The following is a 22,462-nucleotide window of genomic DNA, read 5'->3' as shown; positions in this document are numbered from 1 at the left end:
CTTCAGGAACCCCGGGCGCTCCAGGTGCCGGAAGCGCGCGCGACGCCCCTCCTCCACGCAGAGAGATTTCACATGCAGCTGATCATCGGCAACAAGAACTACTCGTCCTGGTCGATGCGCCCGTGGGTGCTGATGAAGGCCCTGGGCATCGCCTTCGAGGAGCGCAAGGTGCGCTTCGACTTCACGCCCGATTCGGCCTTCTACCGCGAAATCGGCGCGGTGACGCCGGCCGGCAAGGTGCCGGTGCTGGTCGACGACGGACTGGCGGTCTGGGACTCGCTGGCGATCGTCGAGTATCTGGCCGACCGTTTCCCCGACAAGGCCGTCTGGCCGCGCGACGCGCGCCAGCGTGCGCGGGCGCGTTGCCTCTGCGCGGAGATGCACAGCGGCTTCGGCCAGCTGCGCAGCCACTGCATGATGAACATCGACGCGGACCTGGCGCCCGTCGGTGCGCGGCTGCTGCAGACCGAGGCCGGCCTGCGCAAGGACCTCGCCCGCATCGTGGAGCTGTGGACCGACGCGCTGACGCAGAGCGGCGGCCCGTTCCTGTTCGGCGAGTTCGGCGCGGCCGATGCCTTCTTCGCGCCGGTCGTGATTCGGGTGACGCGCTACGGGCTGCCGTTGCCGGCGCCGCTGAAGGCCTACACGGATGCCGTGCAGGCGGCGCCTGGGGTGCGCGACTGGATCGCGGATGCGATGGCGGAGAAGGACTTCCTCGACTTCGAGGAACCCTATCGGGACATCAGCGGCCCGGTGCCGGTGCTGAAGCCCTGAAATGAAAAACCGCTTTCGGCGACCTGTGCGGGCAGGTCAGCGAAAGCGGCGAGGTGGGCCGGCGCGAGATCAGTTGTCGCGGCGGCGGCGCACCATGAACCCTGCGGCGAGAAGGCCGCCGAGCATCATGGCTTGGTTCGTGGGCTCGGAAACGAAGGACGGCACGACGGTATCCGCGCCCTCTTGTTCGTTGACATCGGCCAGCTGCGCGGGGGCGGGCTGGCTCTGCCGGGTGAAACTGGTGTCAGCGGCGACGTGCACGGAGTTCGTGTCCGGCGCTTGCTGCTCCTGCGCTTGGGCGGCGAGACCAATTCCGCCCAGCAGGAGGAGAAGAACAGACTTCATTCAAGATACTCCCTACTGCTTTGCCGGCCTGCCTGACTACGTGTCTCTCTCGGTAGCTGGCCTGTTTGAACAGGCACTGGTGTGCAGGTGGCATTGGTGAATATACGGAGAGATAGCCTAAAGGAGGTATCCCCTTTATCAGGGATGCTGCGCCGCAACATGAGTGATCAGATGTATCTCGTCGGGGGGGCTGTCCGGGACGCGCTCCTGGGACTGCCCGTCCAGGACCGCGATTGGGTGATGGTCGGAGCCACGCCCAAGTCCTTGATCGACAAGGGATTTACGCCCGTCGGCAAGGATTTCCCGGTCTTCCTGGACCCCGTGACCCATGAAGAGGTGGCATTGGCCCGGACCGAGCGCAAGACGGCCGCCGGGTACCACGGCTTCCAGTTCCACACGGACCCCGATGTCACCCTTGAGCAGGACCTGGCGCGCCGGGACCTGACCATCAACGCGATGGCCCAGGCCGGGGACGGGAGCATCGTCGACCCGTACGGCGGCCGGCGCGACCTGGAGGGCCGGGTCTTGCGCCACGTGTCGGAGGCGTTCGCGGAGGATCCGGTGCGGATCCTGCGGCTGGCGCGCTTCGCGGCGCGCTTCGGCGACTTCACCGTGGCACCGGAGACGATGGCGCTGATGCGCCAGATGGTCGCCGCCGGCGAAGCCGATGCGCTGGTCGCCGAGCGGGTCTGGCAGGAAGTCGCCCGCGGCCTGATGGAGCGCCACCCGGCGCGGATGATCGAGATCCTGCGCGACAGCGGCGCGCTGGCGCGTATCGCGCCGGAGCTGGAACGGCTGTTCGGCGTGCCGCAGCCCGAGGCGCATCACCCGGAGATCGACACCGGCGTCCACGTGCTGCTGGTGCTGGAGGAATGCGCGCGCGTCGAGGCACCGCTGCCGGTGCGCTACGCCTCGCTGTGCCACGACCTCGGCAAGGGCGCGACGCCCGAGGAGGAATGGCCCCGCCACCTGAAGCACGAGTCACGCGGCGTCGAGCTGGCGGCGGCGCTGTCGCAGCGCTGGCGCGTGCCGTCGGACTGCAAGGAGCTGGCGGAGCTGGTCGCCCGCGAGCACACGAACGTGCACCAGAGCCTGGACTTCAGCGCCGAGGCCCGCCTGCGCCTGATCGAGCGCAGCGACGCGCTGCGTCGGCCGGAGCGCTTCGCGCAGCTGCTGCTGGCCTGCGAGTGCGACGCCCGCGGCCGCACGGGGCTGCATGATCGCCCCTATCCGCAGCGTCAGGCCTTGCTCCACGACCTGCGTGCGGTGCAGTCGGTCGATCAGGCGGCGATCTCCGCCGCCGCGTTGGCGGCCGGCAAGAAGGGCCCAGCCATCGGCCAGGCGATCCACGAAGCCCGCAAGGCGGCGCTCAGGGCGTGTGAGGGCGATCGACCGCGCTGAGGTCGCGTCTGCCTGCTACTGGAGGTCGATCGGTTCTATGACGCCTTCCAAGTAGCTTGAATAGCGCTCATGCAGATGCTTGATCGCGGCGCCCTTGTCGGCCTGAAGCTCCAGTCGCTCCTTGAAGAACTGCAAGCGGGCCCGGTTGTCGTCAAGCACCTGACCCCATGTCTTGATGTAGATCGAGACATTGCCGGTCCTGTGGATGAGGCCGGACGCGGTGTTCTCGCCGATCGTGAACCTGGCTACCGTGTCCACGTCGTCGCCGATCACCCAGAACGCCCATTGGGTGTCCACATTACGGAAGCGCTCATCTGCGGCGACCGAGATCGCGTAACCCATGATCTGAGCGATTTCGTCGCTGCCGACTTTGACCCTGGGCGCCTTGAGCTCGACGATCAGATGAGTCAGGTCGTTGGCGCGATATCGTCGGGTCTGCTTTGAGAACATCAGGTCAACAATGCCGCGTGTCTGGGACACATGCTTGACCGGCGCATCGATCACGATGTCCTCGCCGAGGCGGGACTGGTGCTTGCGCAGCACTTCGGTCAGCGACATGTCGTCGACGGAAAGGTGGAACTCCTCACCGAAGACCCAAGGATTCTCGGCAAGGATCCGATGCAGCTGAGTCCGCTCCTTCAAGCGCTGCTTCGGACCCTTGTCGAAAAGGATCGCTTCCAGGCCATTCAGGAATTTGAGCCGTTCAGAGACGACTTTCGCGCCGTTGATGATCGAGGACAGAGAGTCCTCTCGCAGCAGTTCGGCAAGCACTTCTTGCTGTCGAAGGGGGAGGTTCAGGACCTCCGTCAGGATCAGTTGAAGATCCTCTGGGCCCTTCTCGATGGCCTGTCGAAGCATCCGCAGGTGGAGGGCCTTGCTCTTCGGCGCCGCGTCTTCGAAGTCCGGAAGATGGCGGGCGACATTGAGGGCGACGATGTCGAAAACCTGTCGCTCAATCAACTCGAGCGGGGTCGCCGGTTCATCGTCGGGGAACGGATAGATCTTCTCCGCCTTCCATTCGGCGACGAAGCTGCGAGCTTCTTGCGCCGCGATCGTGCGGAAGTGGCTCCTGTTCAGATCGAACGCCGAACGTCCGGCGATCCTCGACTGAACCTCGATTCGAAATTCTTCTTGCTGCATGACACCTCGCTTCATTCGCGGCTTCGCGCCGATGCGGCGCATTCGAATGGAGAGGTCATTGAACAGCACGAGCCGGGACTCGAACGTCCTCGGGAACGGCCCCCCACTGATGCCAGTCAGTCTCCCTTGAATTCCCACCAACATGGGTCATTCGCGTTGTCGCGCCACGCGCACACCGGAGGACAGCCCCGGGAAAACGACAGGGCAGGAATCGCAGACGCGACGGGCGATCCCCCTACAGTGCCCGCCCATGCCCATCGAACCGAATGAGTCGCCGACGAGCGACGTCCCCGCCGCTGTGCCCTCGCTCGCGCGCCGTCAATGGCTCGCCGCCGCCGCGCTGAATGCGCTGCTGCCTGCCTGGGCGGCCGATCCCGCATCGACCTCCGGCCCCGTGCCGACAGATCCCGCCGACACAGCCGATACGGCCGATATGCCGACGGGCCCCGGCAGGATCTCGATGGCCACGCTCTTCGCCGACCACACGATGGGTCGAGCCAGTCTGTCCTCGGACGGCCGGTATCTCGCGGCCGTCGGCGACGCCGCCGACATGCCGCTCGCTTTCGTCCTCGATCTGACGACGCGCAAGGCGCACTCGGTGACGCCCAACACCCGCGAGGCCGACCGCTGGCGCGCCCGCATCGACGGCCACGCCCGGGACGTGCACTGGATCGGCCCCGACCTGCTGGTCCTGCGGACGACTCGAAGCGTCTCTCTGGTGATGAAGCCGGACGGCACGCTGATCCGCCGGCTGGACGGCGACTTCCTGCAGCGGCTGGCCGATGCGCCCGACGGTGCCGAACGGCTGCTGCTGTCCGAGAAGGAGGTCTTGCACACCGTGAACCTGCGCAGCGGCGCGCGCGCGACGGAGGCGATCGATCTGCCGGACACGCTCACCCACACGGCCTTCGACGTCGACGGCAGGCTGCGCGCGGCGACCACCCGCAAGAGCTCGCGCTGGTCCGGCGATGTCGTCTGGACCCAGTGGTACCGCCCCGCCGGCGGCAAGTGGGAACAGCTGGCACAGGAGAAAGCCGACCTGCCCGCCTGGACACCGATGCGCGCGCTGGAAGACGGCACGCTGGCCGTCTGGACCCGCGGGGACCGGGACGCTCACGCCGTGTTCCGCTACGACACGGCCCGCCGCGCGCTCGGCGAGCTCATGGCGGGCCACGACACCGACGACATCCTCGGCTTCTCCGATCGGGACTCGTCGACCTTCGAGTCCGTGGTCACCGGAGGGCTCAAGCCCGAGAGGATCTGGTTCGACACCCGCTGGGCCCGCGTGCAGAAGGCCGTGGATGCGGCCCTGCCGGACACGGTGAATGTCCTTCTCCGCACGAAGCACGCGCGCGCCACGCCAGAGGGCGCGAAGCTCAGCGGCCACGTGCTGGTCCACAGCTTCAGCGACGTCGATCCGGGCCGCTGGTACTCCCTCGACACGGCGACCCTGCACATGGCGGAAGTCGGCGTGGCGATGCCCGACATCGATCCCGCCGCCATGCGCCCGACCCAGGCCTACCGCTACGCCGCACGCGACGGCCTGAAGGTGCCCGCCTACCTCACGCGGCCGGCCGGCCAGGGTCCGGCGCCGACGGTGGTGCTGATCCACGGCGGACCGTGGTCCCGCGACCACTGGGGCTGGGACCCGGAGGTGCAACTGCTCGCCGCGCAGGGCTACGCCGTGTTCCAGCCGCAGTTCCGCGGGTCGACCGGCTTCGGCGAAGCCTTCCTGCGCGCCGGATACCGTCAGTGGGGGCTGGCGATGCAGGACGACATCACCGACGGCGTGCAGGACCTCATCCGGCGCGGCATCGCGGATCCCGCCCGCATCGCCATCGTGGGCACCAGCTACGGCGGCTATGCGGCGATGTGGGGCCTGGTGAAGACGCCCAGGCTGTACCGCTGCGGCGTCAGCTTCGCGGGGATCAGCGACCTGGCCACCCAGATGAGCAACAACTGGGCCGACGACTCCACCGCCGCGTCGCGCCGGATGTGGCGGGAGCTGGTCGGCGATCCCGACACGGCGAAGGCGTCGCTCGACGCGGTCTCCCCGCTCCGGAACGCCGATCGCATCGAGGCGCCGCTGCTGCTGGTCCACGGCTGGCACGACCAGCGCGTGCTGAGGGAACAGAGCGAGTCCATGCTGAAGGCGCTGCGCCGGCACGGCAAGGCCGTCGAATGGCTGCCGCTGAACACGGGTCACGGCCTGTCGTCGCGCGCCGTCCAGAGGCGCTATTACCGCGACATGCTGGCCTTCCTGGCGAAGCACCTGGCACCGGCGGACGCGAAGGCCTGAAGATCCGCCGGGAACCCGCGCATGACGGACGGGACGTCGTGCCGCGGGGTCGCGTCACAAGGTATGCGACCGATCCCCCGCGCTGAACCCCAGCGCGTCGAAGCCCTCGCCCGGCGCGAAGCCGACGACCTTGAACAGCTCGCCCATCTCGTGCTCGGCGATGAGCCGGTGGGCCATGCCGCGTTGCGCGAGGTCGGCGCCGCTCATCAGGTCGACCAGGCCGCAGTTGATCAGGAAGTTGGCCTGGCTCGTGTAGCCCAGCACCATCAGCCCCGCGTCCTGCCCCGCCAGCGCGATGCCGGTGAAGTTCACATGCGAGGTGATGTCCTTCTGTCCGGGCAGGGCCAGCGGATCGGGGTCGGCGCGGTGCAGGTGGTGGCACATCAAGGTGCCGCCCGTGCGCTGCGGGTGGTAGTACTCCGACTCCGGGAAACCGTAGTCGATGAAGAACGCCGCGCCGCGCTTGAGGCGCTCCGCGAGCGTGCGCACGAAGGCCTCGGCCTGCGGGTGCACCTCGGTCACCGTGCCGGGCACGAAGCCGACATCGTGCTCCGGCGGCGTCGGCGGACGCGCCTCGCCGGGCCGGTCGTCGAAGGACAGCGCGCCCTGCTCGTCCATCGTCACGCCGCGTTGCAGCCAGTGCTGACCGTCCCAGCGCAACACCTCGACGGGGATCGCGTCCAGCAGCTCGTTGGCGACCAGCACGCCGTGGATCTCGTCGGGCCAGCGGTCCAGCCACTCGACGCGCGGCGCGAAGCGCGCGAGCCGCTCGGCCTGCCGCTCGCGCAGCGAGCCCGACAGGTCGACGATGAAGTACTTCGAGACCGGCGTCCCCGCCGCGTCCAGCGTCTCCAGCAGTTGCGCGGCCAATGCGCCGCTGCCGGCGCCGAACTCGATCACCGTGTCGGTGCCGCTGACCGCGAGCGCCTGCGCGACCTGCTTCGCCAGCGCGCGACCGAACAGCGGCGACAGCTCCGGCGCCGTCACGAAGTCCGAGCCCTGCTGCGGCATCGTGCCGAACTTGCGGCGCGCGTTGGCGTAGTAGCCCACGCCGGGCGCGTAGAGCGCCAGGCTCATGTAGCGGTCGAAGGGCAACCAGCCGCCCGCGGCGGCGAGTTCGTCGCGCAGCACGGCGGTCATGGCCGGATCGGTCGCGTGGCCCGCCGCGGCCGAACGGGCAGCGCCATGCGTTCCGGGGGAAGCGCCCTGCGTCTCGTTGGAAGCGCCATGCGGCGCGGACGCCGCGCCGTTCAGGCGGGCGGAATCTGGTGTCTTTGAAGTCATGTGTCGATTCCGGGAAGCGTCGGCTTGCCGCGCGCGGCCAGCCAGGCTTCGAATTCTTCGGCGGGCATCGCCGGCGCGATCACCTCGCCCTGCAGCTCGTCGCAGCCCCACTCGGCCAGCAGGTGCCACTGCCGCGCGTTGCGCACGCCTTCGGCGCCCACCCGCATGCCCAGGCCCTTGGCCATCTGCACCATGGCGCGCGTGATCGCGGCCGCGCCGCGATCGTCCGGCAGCACCGCGACGAAACTCTGGTCGATCTTGAGCTTGTCCAGCGGCAGCCGGATCAGTTGGTTCAAGGCCGTGTAGCCGGTGCCGAAGTCGTCGATCGAGATCGCCAGCCCCTGCGAGCGCAGCGTCTGCAGCAGCTCGGGCAGGCGGTCGATCTCCTCGGTGAGCATCCGCTCGGTGAGTTCCAGCTCCAGCCACTCGCCGGGCACGCCCGCCGTCTTCAGCACGTGCGCCACCGACTTCGAGAAACTCGCCAGCCGGAACTGCATGCTCGACAGGTTCACCGCGATCGGCACCGCCGCGACGCCACGTTCATGCCAGGCGCGCGTCTGCCGCGCCGCCTCGTACATCACCCATTCGCCCAGGGGCAGCATCAGGCGATGGCGCTCGGCCACGACGATGAAGGCGTCCGGCGTCAGCAGGCCGCGCTCCGGATGGCGCCAGCGCAGCAGCGCCTCGGCGCCGACCAGTTCGCCGGTGCGCGCGTCGACCTGCGGTTGATAGAACAGCACGAACTGGTCGGCCGTCAGCGCCTGCGCCAGTTCGGTCTCCAGCACCAGGTCCGCGTAGGCGTTCTCGGCCATCGCGTGTTCGAAGAAGCGGTAGGTCGCGCGGCCCGCTGTCTTGGCGAGGTACATCGCGGTGTCGGCGTGCTGCAGCAGTTCCTCGGGCGAATCGCCGTGCTCCGGATACATCGCCACGCCGATCGACGGCGTCACCGACAGGTCGCGGCCGTCCGCCTGCACCGGCACCTCGACCACGCTCAGCAGCGCGTTGAGCACCGTCTGCACGTCCTTGCGCTGGTGCACGTCCTCCAGCAGCACGACGAACTCGTCGCCGCCGAAACGCGCCACCAGATCGCTGCCGCGCAGCCCGCCGCGCAGCCGCTCGGAGACGGTCTGCAGCACACGGTCGCCTTCCAGGTGACCCAGCGAATCGTTGACCCGCTTGAAGTTGTCGAGGTCGATGAACAGCAGCGCCGCGCGGCGCGCGTTGCCCTGCGAGAGCCGCTCGCGCAGCCGCTCCATGAAGGTCGCGCGGTTCAGCAGCCCGGTCAACGGGTCGTGCTGCGCGAGGTGCTGGATGCGCGCCAGCGCCTCCAGGTGCGGCCGCAGGTCGCGGACGATGGTCATCCGCAGCCGCTCGTTGTTGCGCCACAGCGTGCGCACGATGAATTCGACGTCGATGCGCTCGCCGCTGCGATGCAGGATCGCGGTCGGGTAGCGCGTCTCCCTGCCGCTCATCATCACGTCGCGCACGGTGTCGACCTGGTCCGGCGCAATCATCGACAGCGCCGAGCGCCCCACCAGTTCCTCGAGCGCGTAACCCACCAGCTCGCACAGCGGCGGGTTGACGTCGGTCATCACGCCGTCGCGGTGGAAGACGATGCCCTCCATCGACGCCTGCATGAACTTGCCCATGCGCTCCTCGGAGTCGCGCACGGCCAGTTCCGCCTCGCGGAAGCGGGTGATGTCGGAGATCAGCACGAAGCTGGACTGCACCTCTTCCGAGCCCGGCGGCACGTAAGGGATCAGGTTGACCTCGATCCAGCGGGGGCTGCCGTCGCGGCGCTCCAGCCGACGCTCGTAGCTGACGCTGACGCGATCGCGCAGCACGCGCTGCACGTGAGGCTCGATCTCCTGCGAGGCCTCCTCGCCGATGATCTGCGCGAAAGTGCGGCCCAGCACGCTCACCTCGTCCAGGCCGAAGCTGCGCGCGTACTGGCGGTTGGCGAAGCGGCAGGTGCGCGTGGCGGCGTCGAAGACCGCGATCAGCACCGGCACGTTGTCGGCCAGCAGCCGGAACTGCGCGGCCTGGTCTTCCGCGGACGGCGCCGAACCAGCCGGCGGCAGAGGCGGCACCGGCGCGTTCATTCAGTCCGTCCCGGCCGTCGACGGCGTGACACCCGGGGCGCTCGAAGCTCCCGCGGCGGCGGCGCCGTCCTCGCGCGGAGGCGACTCCTCCAGCGTCTTCAGCGCCAGGCAGAGGTCCTCCCACGCACGCGCCTTGTCCGGCAGGTTGCGCAGCAGATAGGCGGGGTGATAGGTGACGACCAGCGGCACGCCCTGGTAGCGGTGGACGCGGCCGCGCAGCTTGCCGATCGGCTCCTGGCTGCGCAGCAGCTGCTGCACCGCGAAGCGGCCCATCGCCAGGATGATGCGCGGCTGGATCAACTCGATCTGGCGCTGCAGGTAGGGCTCGCACTGCGCCAGCTCCGACGGATCCGGATTGCGGTTGCGCGGCGGCCGGCACTTCAGCGTGTTGGCGATGTAGACCTGCCGCTCCGGCGTGCCCTCGCCGCGGCTCAGGCCGACCGCACGCAGCATGCTGTCCAGCAGCTTGCCGGCGGCGCCCACGAAGGGCTCGCCCTGCAGGTCCTCCTGCTCACCCGGCGCTTCGCCGACGACCATCCAGTGCGCGCGTTCGTTGCCGACGCCGAACACCGTGTTCTTGCGCGACTCGCACAGGCTGCAGGCGCGGCACGAGGCGACCTCGTCGCGCAGGCCGGGCCAGTCCAGCCGGGCAATCGTCTCGCGCGCCAGACCGCGCGCCTGGGCGAGCGCGGCATCGGCCGCAGCCGCGGCCGTCACGGGCGCAGGGGCCGGCGTCGGCTTCGCCGCAGGCGCTCTCACCGGTGCCTCTGCGGCGCGGCGCGGCGCGGGCGGCTCGACGACGGCGACGTCCGACTCACCGGCGGGTTCGCGCGATGCGGGAGCCGCAGCCGGTGCGACGGCGGGTTCGATGGCGCGCGCAGGCGCTGCGCCACGCGACACGGCGGGCGTCGGCGCGGCAGGCGCGACGCTCGCCTCAGGGGCCGCCGCGCCGCCAGCCGGCACCCACAGCTTGAGGCCCATCGCCTCCAGCATCGCGCGTTGACGTTCGTTCCAGCTCATGCGACGGGCTCCGTCAGACGCAGCGTCATGAGGATCGCGTCCTCGCGGCCGTCCGCGCCGGGGTAGTAGCCGCGGCGCAGGCCGCTCTGCACGAAGCCGTAGCGCTCGTACAGCCGGCGCGCGCGGACGTTGCTCTCGCGCACTTCCAGCCACACCTGGTGGCAGCCGCGCGCCCGCGCCAGCAGGCTGAGCGCGTCCAGCATGCGACGCGCGAGGCCCTGGCCCTGGCGTTCCGCGGTGACGGTGATGTTGAGCAGGTGCATCTCGTCGATCACCTGCATCGCGAGGAAGTAGCCGCAGACCCGCGCCTGTTCGTCGCGCATGACGAAGCCGGCGTAGCCCGCGGCCATCGAATCGATGAAGTTGCCGCGCGTCCAGGGATGGCTGTAGGCGACGGCCTCGATGGCCATCACCTCGTCCAGGTCCAGCGCGCGCAGCGGCTGCAGGGACTGCAGCGACGGCGGCCAGGTCAGGTCGCGGGGTTGGGCGCTCATCGGGTGGGCACTCCCTGGGTGTCGGCAGCGGCGGCGTCTGCAGCAGCGGCGTTGCCCGCAGCGAGCGTCGCGGCCTTGGCCGCTTCGCGCTCGGCGGTCGTCAGCGCGACCTTGTCGCGCACGTACAGCGGCAGCGCGTTGGCGGCGTCCTCCGCGAGGCCCGCATCGAAAGCCTGTTGCGCGAGCGCACCCAGCGCGCGGGCGCGCGACACGGTCGTGGGGAAGCGGCGGGCCGCGCCGGTCTCCAGCTCGAAGGCGCCCAGCGCGGAGCCGGCGACGATCGCCGGCGGCTCCTCGCGCCACAGCGCGCGCAGCGGGTCGAGATCGGTCAGCAGCGGTTCGGCCACCGTGGACCAGCGCGCGCCGTTCCAGCGATAGCGGCCGAGGTAGATCTGGTTCATACGAGCGTCCATCGCGACCCACACGTCGAGCTCCGGATCGTCTTCGCCCGCGGCGACGAGCTGCTGCCGCGTGTCCTCGGCCACCAGCATCAGGCTGTCCAGCGCCAGCACCGGCTTGCCCGCGCCGAAGGCCAGGCCTTGCGCGACCGAGCACGCCGTGCGCAGCCCCGTGAAGGCGCCGGGTCCGCGACCGAAGCCGACGGCCTCGACGGCGGACAGCGCCAGACCGGCCTGCTGCAGCAGCGCCATCACATCCGGGACCAGCCGCTGGGAGGCCAGCGCCCCGCCGTCGGCGTCCACAAAAGCAGCATGGCCCTGGCCCACGAGAGCCAGAGCCATGTGTTCGGTCGAGCTATCCAGGGCCAGCAACACGCTCATGTCTGAAGTGTAGTGGCCCGGGACATCGCGGGGCGGGGAGATCCCCCGTCCGCGAGGGGCCCGTGTTCGATCAGAGGTCCGATCAGAACGAGTAACCCAGCGACAGCGTGTACACCACCGGACGGAAGTTGATGTCCGTGTGCAGCTCTTCCACGCCGTCCTTGGTCGTCGTGTACGAGCGCATCTTGCTGCGCACGTCCGCGTAGGCCACGGTGGCGTTCAGCGACCACTGCTTCGTGTAGGCCACGGTGAAGCCCGCGTGGGCGGCCAGGCCCCACGAGTTCTCCAGCGTGATGCGGGTCGGGCCGCCGCTGATCGCGTCGCCGGTGGGCGTGCTGCGCTTCTTCTCGAAGTAGGTGTAGTTCACGCCCGCGCCGACGAAGGGATGGAACTTCGGCAGCCACTCACCGAGGTGGTAGTTGACGAAGGCCGTCGGCGGCATCTGGCGCACGACCGCGATCTGGCCGGCGTTGGCGAGCACGCCGTTGCCGTAGATCTTGTGCGACGGCGGGATGCCCAGCGCCAGTTCCGCGCTCCAGCGCGGCGCGAAGCGGTAGGTGTAGCCGAAGCCCGTGGTGGTCGCGTCGCCGACGCGGATCTGCGCGCCCGGCGCCGGGAACTGGCGGCTGCCGCCTTCCAGCGGGCCGGCCTTGCTGTTCACGTCGATGTGCGCCAGGCCCAGGTAGACCGTGTGCGTGCCGACCGCCGGTTCCTCGGCGCGGGCGGCGCCCGCCAGTGCCATCAGCGAGGCGGCCAGGATGAGGGTGATGTTCTTCTTCATGAATGATGTCTCCGTACTGGTCGTCAACGATTACGGCTGAGCAGCCAGGACCGATTGGAAGAAGCCGCGCGCCAGCGCGTTGCAGAACGGCGGAACCAGCGTGCCGTGATAGGCGCCCTGCACCGCGGCCGCACCGGCCGCACCGCCGCCGGCCGCGGCGGACGTGGCCGCCTTGGCTTGCGCGAAACCGCCCGCGATCGTCGCCGCCGTCACCTGGCCGGCCCAGGCCATGGAGGCCGAGCTCTCCAGGTTGGACGCCGGGTACAGCTTGCCGCGCGAGCCGAAGTCGGCCTGCGCCTGGACCGTGTTGGTGAAGTACACCGTCGGGTCGCCCGAGCCGCCGCACAGCGCGACCGGCGCCTTCGGCGTCCAGCCCAGCAGCGTGTTGGTCACCAGCGCCTTGCGGAAGTTGGAGGTCGGGTACGCCGTCTTGAAGGCCGGGTTCAGCAGGCCGCCGGTACCGAACAGGTTGGTGAAGGTCGGGTCGTTCGGCAGCTTGCCTTCCTGGATCAGCGTGGTGATCGACTTCTTCGACGGGAACAGCGTCTCGGCGGTCGCGGCGTACTGCGACGCGTACACGTCGGTCGGTGCCGCGTAGATGTTGCCGTAGGCCTTCTGGTAGCTGGTCAGCATCAGCGGCAGGAACAGCGTCGCGCCGGCGTTGACCGGGCCGGTGTTCACGATCGTGTCGCTGAAGCCCACCAGGTTGTACGGGCCGGACATCGGCGCGGCGGCGGTGACGGGGAATTCGGTCCCGTAGTCGCGCTCCATCACCTTCTGCGTGGCCATCGCGACGTGACCGCCTTGCGAGTAGCCGGCCAGCAGCAGCTTGGCCGACGGCTTGACGGCGCTCTCGGCGGCCAGGTGGGTCTTGGCGGCGCGCATCGCGTCGATCATCTCGATCGCGGACTGCTCGGCGTTCAGGTAGGTCGTGTACTGCGAGCCCGAACGGTCGTAGCCGAGGTAGTTCGGGGCCACGACGATGAAGCCCTGGGCGGCGTAGAACGCCGCGACCAGCGAGCCTTCGGCGTTGTTCTGGATGTCGGCGATGTTGTAGGCCTGGTCCGTCGTCGTGCCGTGGGCGTAGAGCACCACCGGGCGGTTGCCCGTGCAGGCGGCGCCCGTGCCGGCCGGCACCAGCACGGCGGCGGAGGCGGTGGCCGGCAGGCCCTGGGGATCGCGCGTCCAGTAGTAGACGTAGCGCACGTCCACGTCGCAGGCGGCCTTGCCGCTGATCGGCTGGATGCCCTTGGCCAGGGTGCCCGCGTCGATCTGCACGGCGGTGGCCGCGCCGGCCTTCAGGCCCAGCTCCAGCGTGCCGCGCGCCGGCGGGGGATCGTCGCTCGAAGGATTGCTGCCGCCGCCGCAGGCGCTCAGCATGGCCACGGCGGCCAGCGTCAGGCTGGCCAGTTTGAATTGGCTGTTCATTCGGACTTCTCCAGGGGTTGTCTCCGTCGTCTGCACCGTCCTGGCATCGCGGTCGGCACTAAATCGAACGGTCGTTCGTTTTTCTCAGGGATCACTTTAAGCGCACGTCCGTCGACGCTTACAAAAGGAAAACCCTGACAAGCCACAGCATGCCAGGGTCCTTGGGATGACGGACGCACAACCTGACCCCTTCGAGGCGCGGCTGCAACACTTCCGTCATCAAGCGGCGCGCGATGCGCGCAGGAGATTCGACCTTAGAACGGGTTGTTGATGGCCCGGTTGATGGCCTGCGACGCCATGTTGTTGTGCATGATCGGACCGACCAGGCGGTCGCTGGCCCACATGTGAGTCGCGGAGGTCGCGTTGGCCACCAGCGTCTTGTCGGTGCAGACCGGCGGCAGCGAACTGGCCAGGCAGGCGACGTCGGTGGAATTGGAGGCGCCGTACAGCGTCGGGAAGCGGCTCATCGTGCCCATCAGCTCATCGGTCAGGATGAGGCCGATGAAGTGGCCGTCGTTGCGGATCTTCAGGCGCAGGCCGGCGTTGAAGCGGCGCGACAGTTCGGTCAGCAGCGCGGCGCGGTCGGTGTCGGCGTGCAGCGACTTCTCCCGGATCGCGAACGGCGACAGGCCCAGGTCCTGCACGGTGGACAGGATGGTGCGGCCGTTGGCGTCGGCGATGCGGTTGACCTGCGCGGCCAGTGCCTCGCCGCGCGCCTGGGCGGCGTTGCCCAGCGTGCCGGCGTCCTGCGCCGGGAACTGCGCGTACAGCTCGAGGATGTCGTTGGCGCCGGCCAGGATGCTGACCAGGTCCTTCGGGTTGAAGCCGTCGAGCGCGAACTGGCGGTCGATCTGCGCCTGGACGTCGGCGACCTTGGCGTTCGGGGCGGCGTACATGCGCGCGGTCGGCGTGGCCAGCTTGTCCGGATTGCATTCGGCGAACACGAGGCCGAAGTGGCCCGCGAGCTGCTGCGTCCAGACCTGGTTCAGGGTGCAGGTCACGGCCGACGTGGTCGCGTCGGTGCCGTTGATCGAGTACTTGGTGCCGTCGGAGCGGATGGTGCTCGTCTCATCGCCGAAGGCGAGGACGCGCGTCGGACGGAAGGGGTCGATCTGTTCGCCGCCGCCGCCGCAGGCGGCCAGCATCGCGGTCGCACCCAGCAGCACGGCCAGGTGGCGCTTCACACTCTTCATGAACTCTCCAAATCTCGAAAACTCAGCGGGGCGCGAAAGCCGCCGCCGCGCGGGACAAGCGGTCCCGCACCCCATCCCAGGCGGCCTCTTGCGGGGGCGCCTCGATCCAGATCTCCGTCGCGCCGGCCGCGTCCAGCTCGCGCAGGACGGCAAACAGCTGACGCGCCGCGGCGCGCGCCTGGGCCGGCATGGCCCGGTGCAGCGCCGGAGCGTCCGTCCCGTCAAAGGACGAGCGGGAATATACCGCCAGCCCCGCCGGACGGTCGCCCGACAGCGCTGTACGCAATGCTTCGGAGTCCATCAGCCGGACCGTCGCGCGCGGCGCGTAATGCGCAGCGAGTGTGCCCGACGCGCGTGGCGCCTGGGCGTCGGGCGCGTGTAAAGGGCGACCCGCGGCGGCTTCCAGCTGCTCCGGCGTCAGCACGCCGGGGCGCAGCAGCACCAGGCCGCCGCGGCTGACGTCGACGATCGTCGACTCGATGCCGACGTCGCAGGGGCCGCCGTCCAGCACGGTCAGGCCGGGGTCGAACTCATCGGCCACGTGCGCGGCGGTGGTCGGGCTGACGCGGCCGAAACGGTTGGCGCTGGGCGCGGCCAGACCCTCGACGCCGAGGGCGCGGCACTCGGCCATCAGCGCGCGGAAGACCGGATGCGACGGGCAGCGCAGGCCCACCGTGTCCTGGCCGCCGGCGGCCGCCGCGGCGATGCCGGGCACGCGCCGCACGATCAGGGTCAGCGGGCCGGGCCAGAAGGCCTCGATCAACTGGTGGGCGACCGGCGACAGGTCTTGCCCGAACACGCGTGCGCCCTGCTCGTCGAGCACGTGCACGATCAGCGGGTGGTCGCTCGGACGACCCTTGGCGGCGAAGATCTTCGCCACCGCCTCGTCCTGGTCGGCGCGCGCCGCCAGGCCGTAGACGGTCTCGGTCGGCACGCCCGCCAGTTCGCCGGCGGCCAGCACGCGCGCGGTCGCGCGGACCGCCTCGGGCGACTGGCCGTCGAGCACCTGGAAGCCGGAATCCTTCACCACGTCGTCACCACGCTCAGCAGATTCAGCACGTTCACCACGTCTCGGGCAGGCCGAGCAGCGCGCAGGCGCGTCGGGCGCTGGCGCGGGCATCCTCGGCCGTCGCGCCGATCACGTTCAGATGGCCCATCTTGCGGCCGTGGCGCGCCTGCGCCTTGCCGTACAGGTGCAGCTCGGCGCCGGGCAGCGCCAGCACGCCGGCCCAGTCGGGCGCGCGCTCGCGACCGTCCGCGTCGAACCACAGATCGCCCAGCAGATTCAGCATCACCACCGGCGAATGCAGACGCGGCTCGCGCAGCGGCAGGCCGGTCATCGCCCGGACCTGCATCTCGAACTGCGAGACGTCGCAGGCGTTCATCGTGTAGTGGCCGGAGTTGTGCGGACGCGGCGCCATCTCGTTGACGACCAGGCGGCCGTCCTTCAGCACGAAGAACTCCACGCACAGCACGCCGACGTAGCCCATGCCGGTCGCGATCGCGGCGGCCGAGCGGCGCGCCTGCGCCTGCAGCGCCTCGTCCACGTCGGGCGCGGGCACCTCGGTCACGGCCAGGATGCCGTCGCGGTGCAGGTTCTGCTGGACCGGGAAGGTCACGACCTCGCCGTCGGCGCCGCGCACGACCAGCACGCTCAGTTCCAGCGCCAGCGGCAGCATCTGTTCGAGCACGCAGTCGACGCGGCCCAGTTCATCGAAGGCGGCGGCGAGCTGCGCGCGGTCGGCGACGCGGCGCTGGCCCTTGCCGTCATAGCCGAGCCGGGCGGTCTTGAGGATGCCGGGCAGCAGCGTGTCCGGCACGGTGCCCAGGTCCGTGGCCGCGCCCAGCACGGCGTACGGCGCGCAGGGCACGCCGCTGGCGTCGAAGTGGGCCTTCTCGCGGGCGCGGTCCTGGCAGATCGCCACGGCCGACGCGCCGGGCGCGACGACGCGCACGCGCGCCAGGTGTTCCAGCGCGCGGGCCGGCACGTTCTCGAATTCGGTGGTGATCGCGTCGCAGCGGCGGGCGAGGTCGTCCAGCGCCGCCGGATCGAGGTAATCGGCCTTCAGGTGCTCCTGGGCCACGGCGCCGGCGGGGCTGGCCGCATCCGGGTCCAGCACCACGCAGCGATAGCCCAGCGCCTGCGCGGCATGGACGAACATGCGGCCCAGCTGGCCGCCTCCCAGCACGCCCAGCGTCGCGTCACCCGGCAGCAGCGGCATCAGCGCAGCTCCTCGGTCATCGCGGTGGCGGCGGCGGTCTGGCGCTGGCGGAAGGCATCCAGCTTCGCGCGCAGGTCCGGGTTGTCGCGGGCCAGCACGGCCACGGCGAACAGTGCCGCGTTGCCCGCGCCGGCGTTGCCGATCGCGAAGGTCGCCACGGGGATGCCCTTGGGCATCTGCACGATCGAGTGCAGCGAATCCACGCCCTGCAGATGGCGGCTGGCGACCGGCACGCCGAGCACCGGCACCAGCGTCTTGGCGGCCAGCATGCCCGGCAGGTGGGCGGCGCCGCCGGCCCCGGCGATGATGGCCCGCAGGCCGCGGCCTTCGGCCTGTTCGGCGTAGGCGAACATCTCGTCGGGCATGCGGTGGGCCGAAACCACCCGCGCCTCGAACGGCACGCCGAACTCGGTGAGAATGTCGGCGGCGTGCTTCATGGTCTCCCAGTCACTGCTGGAGCCCATGACCACGCCGATGACGGGGGCGATGTCGGGAGTGGTGGCGCTGCTCACGGGTCGGTCCTCGATCTGTCAAATCGTGAAACCTTGAATTGTAGGCGGGGAGCCTCAGGTGCCGTTCTTGCCGTTCGACGTCCGCCCGACGGTCGTCCGGTCCAGCCACCGTGCCGCCTCCTGCTCCCGCCCCGCTGCCCCCACCATGACCGACATCACCCTCCAGAACTTCGAAGCCGACCTCTTGCAGGCCTCCATGCAGCAGCCGGTGCTGCTGGACATCTGGGCGCCGTGGTGCGGTCCCTGCCGCACGCTGGGTCCGATGCTGGAGAAGCTGGAAGTGGCCTACGCGGGCCGGTGGAAGCTGGCCAAGCTCAACAGCGACGACCAGCCGGAGATCGCCACGCAGCTGAGCCAGGCCTTCGGGGTGCGGTCCATCCCCTTCTGCGTGATGTTCGTCGGCGGGCAGCCGGTGGACGGTTTCGTGGGCGCGATCCCCGAGGCGCAGATCCGCGAGTTCCTGGACCGTCACGTCCCGACCGGCGAGGCGCTGGAGGCCGAGGAGGACCTGGCCGAGGCGCAGGCGCTGCTGGAGGAAGGCGATGCCGACGGCGCGCTGCAGAAGCTGCAGGCGGCGGTGCAGGCCGATCCGAACAATGAGGCGGCGCGCTTCGACCTGATCCGTGCGCTGCTGGAAGACGATCAACTGGAACATGCCAAGGCGGCGTTCGCGCCGGTGGCGCACCAGGCCGCGGACACCATCACGCCGCACGCGAGATTCCAGGCGCTGGCCGCGTGGATCGCTGCGGCGGACCGCGCCGAGCAAGGCCTGGACCCGGCGGCGTTGCAGTCGGCGATCGCGAACAACAAGCGCGACTTCGATGCGCGCTTCGCGCTGGCGCAGGGTCTCTTCGCCGGCCGGGACTTCACCGGCGCGATGGAAGAGCTGCTGGAGATCATCATGCGTGACAAGACCTGGAACGACCAGCTCGCGCGCAAGACCTACGTCTCCATCCTGGAGATCATGACGAAGCCGGCGCCCGCGGCGCACGGAGCCGCCGCGCCGCAGGCGGGCGGGTTGCAGCTGTCGGGCCACAACACCGTCGCCCCGTCCGATCCGCTGGTCGACCAGTACCGCCGCAAGCTGAGCATGGCGCTGTTCTGACCTGACCCCAGGCCCGCTGCCTGCCTAGACCCAGCGCGCTTCGCGCGCCCCTCACCCCCGCCCTCTCCCGCAAGCGGGAGAGGGAGTGAGAATGCACCGAGCCATTCGTAGCAGGATCACTGGGGTGGCCCCCTCTCCCGCAAGCGGGAGAGGGGGTGAGAATGCACCGAGCCATTCGTAGCAGGATCACTGGGGTGGCCCCCTCTCCCGCACTGCGGGAGAGGGTGGGGGTGAGGGCCAGCGGCGGTGGAAGTACTGAACCTCTCAGAACACCACCTGCGCCACCCCGGCGCGGGTGAGCCGATCCAGCTCCTGGGGATCCGCCTCGTTGTCGGTGACCAGCACATCGATGTCCGCGCAATCGCAGACCTGCATCCGGCTGCCTTGTCCCAGCTTGCTGGAATCGGCGAGCAGCACCCGCTGCCGCGCTCTCGCCAGCATCGCCTGCGCGACGGCCACTTCCGCCCACAGATAGCTCGAAGCGCCCTGCCGCGCATCGAGCGCGGTCGGAGAAATGAGCGCAATGTCCACCCGATGCCGCGCGATCTCCGCGACGGTGAACTCGCCGAAGGTCCCTGACGTCTCCGGCACGTAGGCCCCGCCCAGCATCAGCAGCTCGTGCCCCTGGCGCCCGGCCATCGCGTCGCACACCGCGACCGAGTTCGTGATCACCCGCAGCTCCTGCGCCTGGGCCAAGGCCTGCGCCAGCGCATGCGTCGTCGATCCCGCGTCGATGAACAGGCTCATCCCCGGCTTCACCAGCGACATCGCCTGCCGCGCGATCGCCTGCTTCTGCCGGCGACGCGACTGCGCGCGCTCCGCATAGCTGGCTTCGGGCGGCACCTCCGACTGCACCGCGCCGCCGTGCACACGGGCCAGCTTGCCGCCCTGCTCCAGCTCGATCAGGTCGCGCCGCACCGTCTCGCGCGACACGCCGAGCTCGCGCGCCGCCTCGTCGGTGGTGAGGCGGTGCCGCTCCCGCAGCAGCAAGAGGATTTTGTCGTGTCGTTCCTGGGACCACATGGATCGCTCGTTCTCCCTGCAGGTGCCCGGACCGCCCCAGTCCTGTCGATGGGGTCGGCCGTCACCGGACTTCGCATTCACCCAAACCCACGCAGCGCCTTCATGACAGTTTGAGGATTTATTTGTGATGTTGTGGATATCCAGCACCTGAGGCGACTTCGGCTGTGGTTTTTCGTGTTTGTCGTTGTCTTGTCGTGGACGGTTGTGACAGTGCGGTCCGTTCGTTAGTCAAACCGGCTTCTCTGCCGACGTCTCCTCCGACACCTCAACGCACCGAGTCCCCACCATGAAGCACCCGATGCCCACCGCCCTGGTCCTGGCCCTCAGCCTGGCCTACGTCTTCCCCGCCGCCGCTCAATCCACCCCGGCGACCGATGCGGCCAAGGCCGACACGACCGCCTCCTCGTCGTCGTCCGATCGCTCCGAGCTCGAACGCGTCACCGTCTCCGTCGGCCGCGGCCAGCTGCGCTCCGTGCAGAGCCTGAGCCAGACCGAGTTCGACAACGCTCTGGCCGGCAGCAGCCCGCTGGCGACCGTCGCCCGCCTGCCCGGCGTGAACTTCCAGTCCGCCGACGGCCTGGGCAACTACGAGTGGTCGACCCGCTTCACCGTGCGCGGCTTCTCGCAGAACCAGCTCGGCTTCACCCTCGACGACGTGCCGCTGGGCGACATGTCCTACGGCAACTTCAACGGCCTGCACATCAGCCGCGCGATCTCCAGCGAGAACGTCGGCCGCGCCTCGCTGTCGCAAGGCGCCGGCGCGCTGGAAGCGGCCTCGTCCAGCAACCTGGGCGGCACGCTGCAGTTCTATTCGAGCGACCCGCTGCAGCAGTTCGGCTTCCGCGCCTCGCAGACCGTGGGCAGCGACTCCGCCGCCCGCACCTTCGTGCGCGTGGACAGCGGCCGCACCGTGGTGGGCGACTTCTACGTCAGCTACACCAACCAGGACGCCGACAAGTGGAAGGGCGACGGCCAGCAGAAGCAGGAGCAGTGGAACCTGAAGTGGACCAAGGCGATCGGTGAGAGCCGCCTGTCGGCCTTCATCAACACCTCGCGCCGCAAGGAAGTCGACTACCAGGATCTGTCGCTGGACCTGATCAAGCGCAAGGGCGACACGCTGGACAACTTCTATCCGAACTGGAACGCCGCGATCAACGCCGCCAACACGCTGTGCGGCAACAACGGCAGCACCTACGTGGCCGCCTGCGACGACCAGTACTACGCCGGCGCCGGCCTGCGCAACGACGAGCTGTACGGCGTCTCCGCCGACCTGCGCCTGGCGCAGAACATCACCTGGAAGACGACCGCCTACTACCACCACAACAAGGGCATGGGCCTGTGGTTCACGCCGTACCAGGCCTCGCCGGACGGCACCCCGATCTCGGTGCGCACGACCGAGTACGCCATCAAGCGCGGCGGCGTGGTCTCCAACGCCGAGTTCGACCTCGGCGACCACCTGGTCAAGGCCGGCGTCTGGTTCGAGGACAACGACTTCGACCAGGCCCGCCGCTTCTACGCCGCCTCGGCCGGCATGAGCGTCTACCAGTTCCCGAGCAACCCCTTCCTGACGCAGTGGCAGTACGCGTTCAACACGAAGACCTCGCAGTTCTCGCTGTCGGACACCTGGTCGGTCACCAAGGACCTGACCGTCGGCGCCGGCTTCAAGGCGCTGAAGGTCAAGATCGACGGCCAGCTGGAAATGGGCACCAACATGCCGTCGGGCTCGATCAACGCGGAGAAGGGCTTCCTGCCGCAGCTGGGCATCAACTACCGCCTGTCGGCCAACAACGAGCTGTACGGCACGCTGGCCCGCAACATGCGCGCCTACCAGGGCGCCGCGACCGGCACCTCGCCGTTCGCGACGAGCACCGCCGGTTTCGACGCGATCAAGGGCAGCCTGAAGCCTGAAACCTCCGACACCATCGAAGCCGGCTGGCGCACCAGCGGCCGAGGCTACGAAGGCTCGGTCAGCGCCTACCTGGTCAACTTCAAGGACCGCCTGCTGAGCGTGCAGCAAGGCACCGGCATCCAGGGCAACCCGGTCGTGCTGTCCAACGTCGGCGACGTGCGCGCCACCGGCGTGGAAGCGGCCCTGTCCTTCCGCCTGGCCTCGGCGCTGACCTGGTACAACAGCGTGAGCCTGTCGAAGTCGACCTACCGCGACGACGTGGTCAGCGGCACCGACACGATCGCCATCCGCGGCAAGCGCGTGGCCGACGCACCGGACACCATGATCAAGTCGCAGCTGGGCTACGACGACGGCGCGCTGTTCGGCACCATCGGCGTGGACTACATGTCCAAGCGCTACTACTCCTACCTGAACGACGCCTCTGTCCCGGACCGCACGCTGGTGAACGTCAGCGCGGGCTACAAGCTCAAGAACATCTCGATGCTGCGCGAGCTGAGCCTGCAAGGCAGCGTGACCAACCTGTTCGACAAGCACTACATCTCGACGATCGGCTCGAACGGCTTCACGAACAGCGATCCGAACGGCACCTACGCCACGCTGCTGCCGGGCGCGCCCCGTCAGTTCTTCGTGACGCTGACCGGGAAGTTCTGA

The 22,462-nt window shown here is 69.4% G+C and carries 19 protein-coding genes; 5 read left to right on the top strand and 14 right to left on the bottom strand.

The genetic code is table 11. The features are described from left to right. The first annotated feature begins 72 nt into the window (after positions 1-72). Positions 73-774: a glutathione S-transferase family protein gene (locus ACQZ13_RS04060; RefSeq protein ID WP_431049949.1), complete on the top strand. Its 702-nt coding sequence runs from the start codon at positions 73-75 to the stop codon at positions 772-774. 69 nt (positions 775-843) lie between these two features. Here ACQZ13_RS04060 and ACQZ13_RS04055 read toward each other — a convergent pair whose 3' ends face one another. After that, positions 844-1,119 carry a hypothetical protein gene (locus ACQZ13_RS04055; protein WP_088404723.1) on the bottom strand — a complete coding sequence of 92 codons (276 nt, stop codon included), beginning with the start codon at positions 1,117-1,119 and terminating at the stop codon, positions 844-846. Positions 1,120-1,278: 159 nt separating this feature from the next. Here ACQZ13_RS04055 and ACQZ13_RS04050 point away from each other — a divergent pair, with 159 nt between their 5' ends. Next, positions 1,279-2,520, top strand: a complete 1,242-nt coding sequence (locus tag ACQZ13_RS04050) for a multifunctional CCA addition/repair protein (protein WP_431049948.1) — start codon at positions 1,279-1,281, stop codon at positions 2,518-2,520. Between the two features lie 15 nt (positions 2,521-2,535). Here the strand turns inward: ACQZ13_RS04050 and ACQZ13_RS04045 are convergent, their stop codons facing one another. Further along, the gene (locus ACQZ13_RS04045) at positions 2,536-3,729 is read right to left on the bottom strand and encodes a histidine kinase (protein ID WP_431049947.1); all 1,194 of its coding nucleotides are present in this window, start codon (positions 3,727-3,729) and stop codon (positions 2,536-2,538) included. A gap of 181 nt (positions 3,730-3,910) precedes the next feature. On the opposite strand from ACQZ13_RS04045, the gene ACQZ13_RS04040 reads away from it, so the two are divergent. Continuing rightward, the gene (locus ACQZ13_RS04040; protein ID WP_431049946.1) at positions 3,911-5,959 is read left to right on the top strand and encodes an alpha/beta hydrolase family protein; all 2,049 of its coding nucleotides are present in this window, start codon (positions 3,911-3,913) and stop codon (positions 5,957-5,959) included. A 54-nt stretch (positions 5,960-6,013) separates the two neighbouring features. Here ACQZ13_RS04040 and ACQZ13_RS04035 read toward each other — a convergent pair whose 3' ends face one another. The 11 genes from ACQZ13_RS04035 to purE all read right to left on the bottom strand — a co-directional run bounded on the left by ACQZ13_RS04035 (position 6,014) and on the right by purE (position 17,726). Continuing rightward, positions 6,014-7,099 (bottom strand): class I SAM-dependent methyltransferase, encoded by a 1,086-nt coding sequence (locus ACQZ13_RS04035; RefSeq protein WP_431053120.1) that lies wholly within the window; start codon positions 7,097-7,099, stop codon positions 6,014-6,016. Positions 7,100-7,239: 140 nt separating this feature from the next. Next, complete coding sequence (locus ACQZ13_RS04030; protein ID WP_431049945.1) at positions 7,240-9,345, bottom strand: putative bifunctional diguanylate cyclase/phosphodiesterase; 2,106 nt, start codon at positions 9,343-9,345, stop codon at positions 7,240-7,242. Continuing rightward, entirely contained in the window at positions 9,346-10,365 is a 1,020-nt protein-coding gene (locus ACQZ13_RS04025; RefSeq protein WP_431049944.1) for a uracil-DNA glycosylase, read from the bottom strand. It abuts the gene before it with no gap. Beyond that, complete coding sequence (gene rimI, locus ACQZ13_RS04020; protein ID WP_431049943.1) at positions 10,362-10,859, bottom strand: ribosomal protein S18-alanine N-acetyltransferase; 498 nt, start codon at positions 10,857-10,859, stop codon at positions 10,362-10,364. Before rimI ends, ACQZ13_RS04025 begins: the two co-directional genes overlap by 4 nt. Then, positions 10,856-11,638: a tRNA (adenosine(37)-N6)-threonylcarbamoyltransferase complex dimerization subunit type 1 TsaB gene (gene tsaB / locus ACQZ13_RS04015; protein WP_431049942.1), complete on the bottom strand. Its 783-nt coding sequence runs from the start codon at positions 11,636-11,638 to the stop codon at positions 10,856-10,858. The genes rimI and tsaB overlap by 4 nt, the downstream gene beginning before the upstream one ends. An 82-nt stretch (positions 11,639-11,720) precedes the next feature. Continuing rightward, a complete protein-coding gene (locus tag ACQZ13_RS04010; RefSeq protein ID WP_431049941.1) occupies positions 11,721-12,419 on the bottom strand; it encodes an OmpW/AlkL family protein in 699 nt (232 codons plus the stop codon). 30 nt (positions 12,420-12,449) lie between these two features. Then, positions 12,450-13,847, bottom strand: coding sequence for an alpha/beta hydrolase family protein (locus ACQZ13_RS04005; protein WP_088404715.1), 1,398 nt, complete (start codon positions 13,845-13,847; stop codon positions 12,450-12,452). A 254-nt stretch (positions 13,848-14,101) separates the two neighbouring features. Continuing rightward, the gene (locus ACQZ13_RS04000; protein WP_088404714.1) at positions 14,102-15,040 is read right to left on the bottom strand and encodes an SGNH/GDSL hydrolase family protein; all 939 of its coding nucleotides are present in this window, start codon (positions 15,038-15,040) and stop codon (positions 14,102-14,104) included. Between the two features lie 22 nt (positions 15,041-15,062). After that, complete coding sequence (locus ACQZ13_RS03995) at positions 15,063-16,070, bottom strand: L-threonylcarbamoyladenylate synthase (protein WP_431049939.1); 1,008 nt, start codon at positions 16,068-16,070, stop codon at positions 15,063-15,065. A 31-nt stretch (positions 16,071-16,101) separates the two neighbouring features. Further along, positions 16,102-17,262, bottom strand: coding sequence for a 5-(carboxyamino)imidazole ribonucleotide synthase (locus tag ACQZ13_RS03990; RefSeq protein ID WP_431049938.1), 1,161 nt, complete (start codon positions 17,260-17,262; stop codon positions 16,102-16,104). After that, entirely contained in the window at positions 17,262-17,726 is a 465-nt protein-coding gene (gene purE / locus ACQZ13_RS03985) for a 5-(carboxyamino)imidazole ribonucleotide mutase (protein WP_431053118.1), read from the bottom strand. The genes ACQZ13_RS03990 and purE overlap by 1 nt, the downstream gene beginning before the upstream one ends. 193 nt (positions 17,727-17,919) lie before the next feature. On the opposite strand from purE, the gene ACQZ13_RS03980 reads away from it, so the two are divergent. After that, a complete protein-coding gene (locus tag ACQZ13_RS03980; protein WP_431049937.1) occupies positions 17,920-18,879 on the top strand; it encodes a tetratricopeptide repeat protein in 960 nt (319 codons plus the stop codon). Between the two features lie 264 nt (positions 18,880-19,143). Here the strand turns inward: ACQZ13_RS03980 and ACQZ13_RS03975 are convergent, their stop codons facing one another. After that, positions 19,144-19,902 (bottom strand): DeoR/GlpR family DNA-binding transcription regulator, encoded by a 759-nt coding sequence (locus ACQZ13_RS03975; protein WP_431049936.1) that lies wholly within the window; start codon positions 19,900-19,902, stop codon positions 19,144-19,146. 286 nt (positions 19,903-20,188) lie between these two features. Here ACQZ13_RS03975 and ACQZ13_RS03970 point away from each other — a divergent pair, with 286 nt between their 5' ends. Then, positions 20,189-22,462, top strand: coding sequence for a TonB-dependent receptor (locus ACQZ13_RS03970; protein WP_431049935.1), 2,274 nt, complete (start codon positions 20,189-20,191; stop codon positions 22,460-22,462).

The sequence above is a fragment of the Roseateles sp. L2-2 genome (assembly GCF_050613215.1).
Taxonomy (GTDB): domain Bacteria; phylum Pseudomonadota; class Gammaproteobacteria; order Burkholderiales; family Burkholderiaceae_C; genus Roseateles; species Roseateles noduli.
The sequence above is the reverse complement of the archived record's forward strand: the minus strand, read 5'-3'. Positions and strand labels throughout refer to the sequence as shown.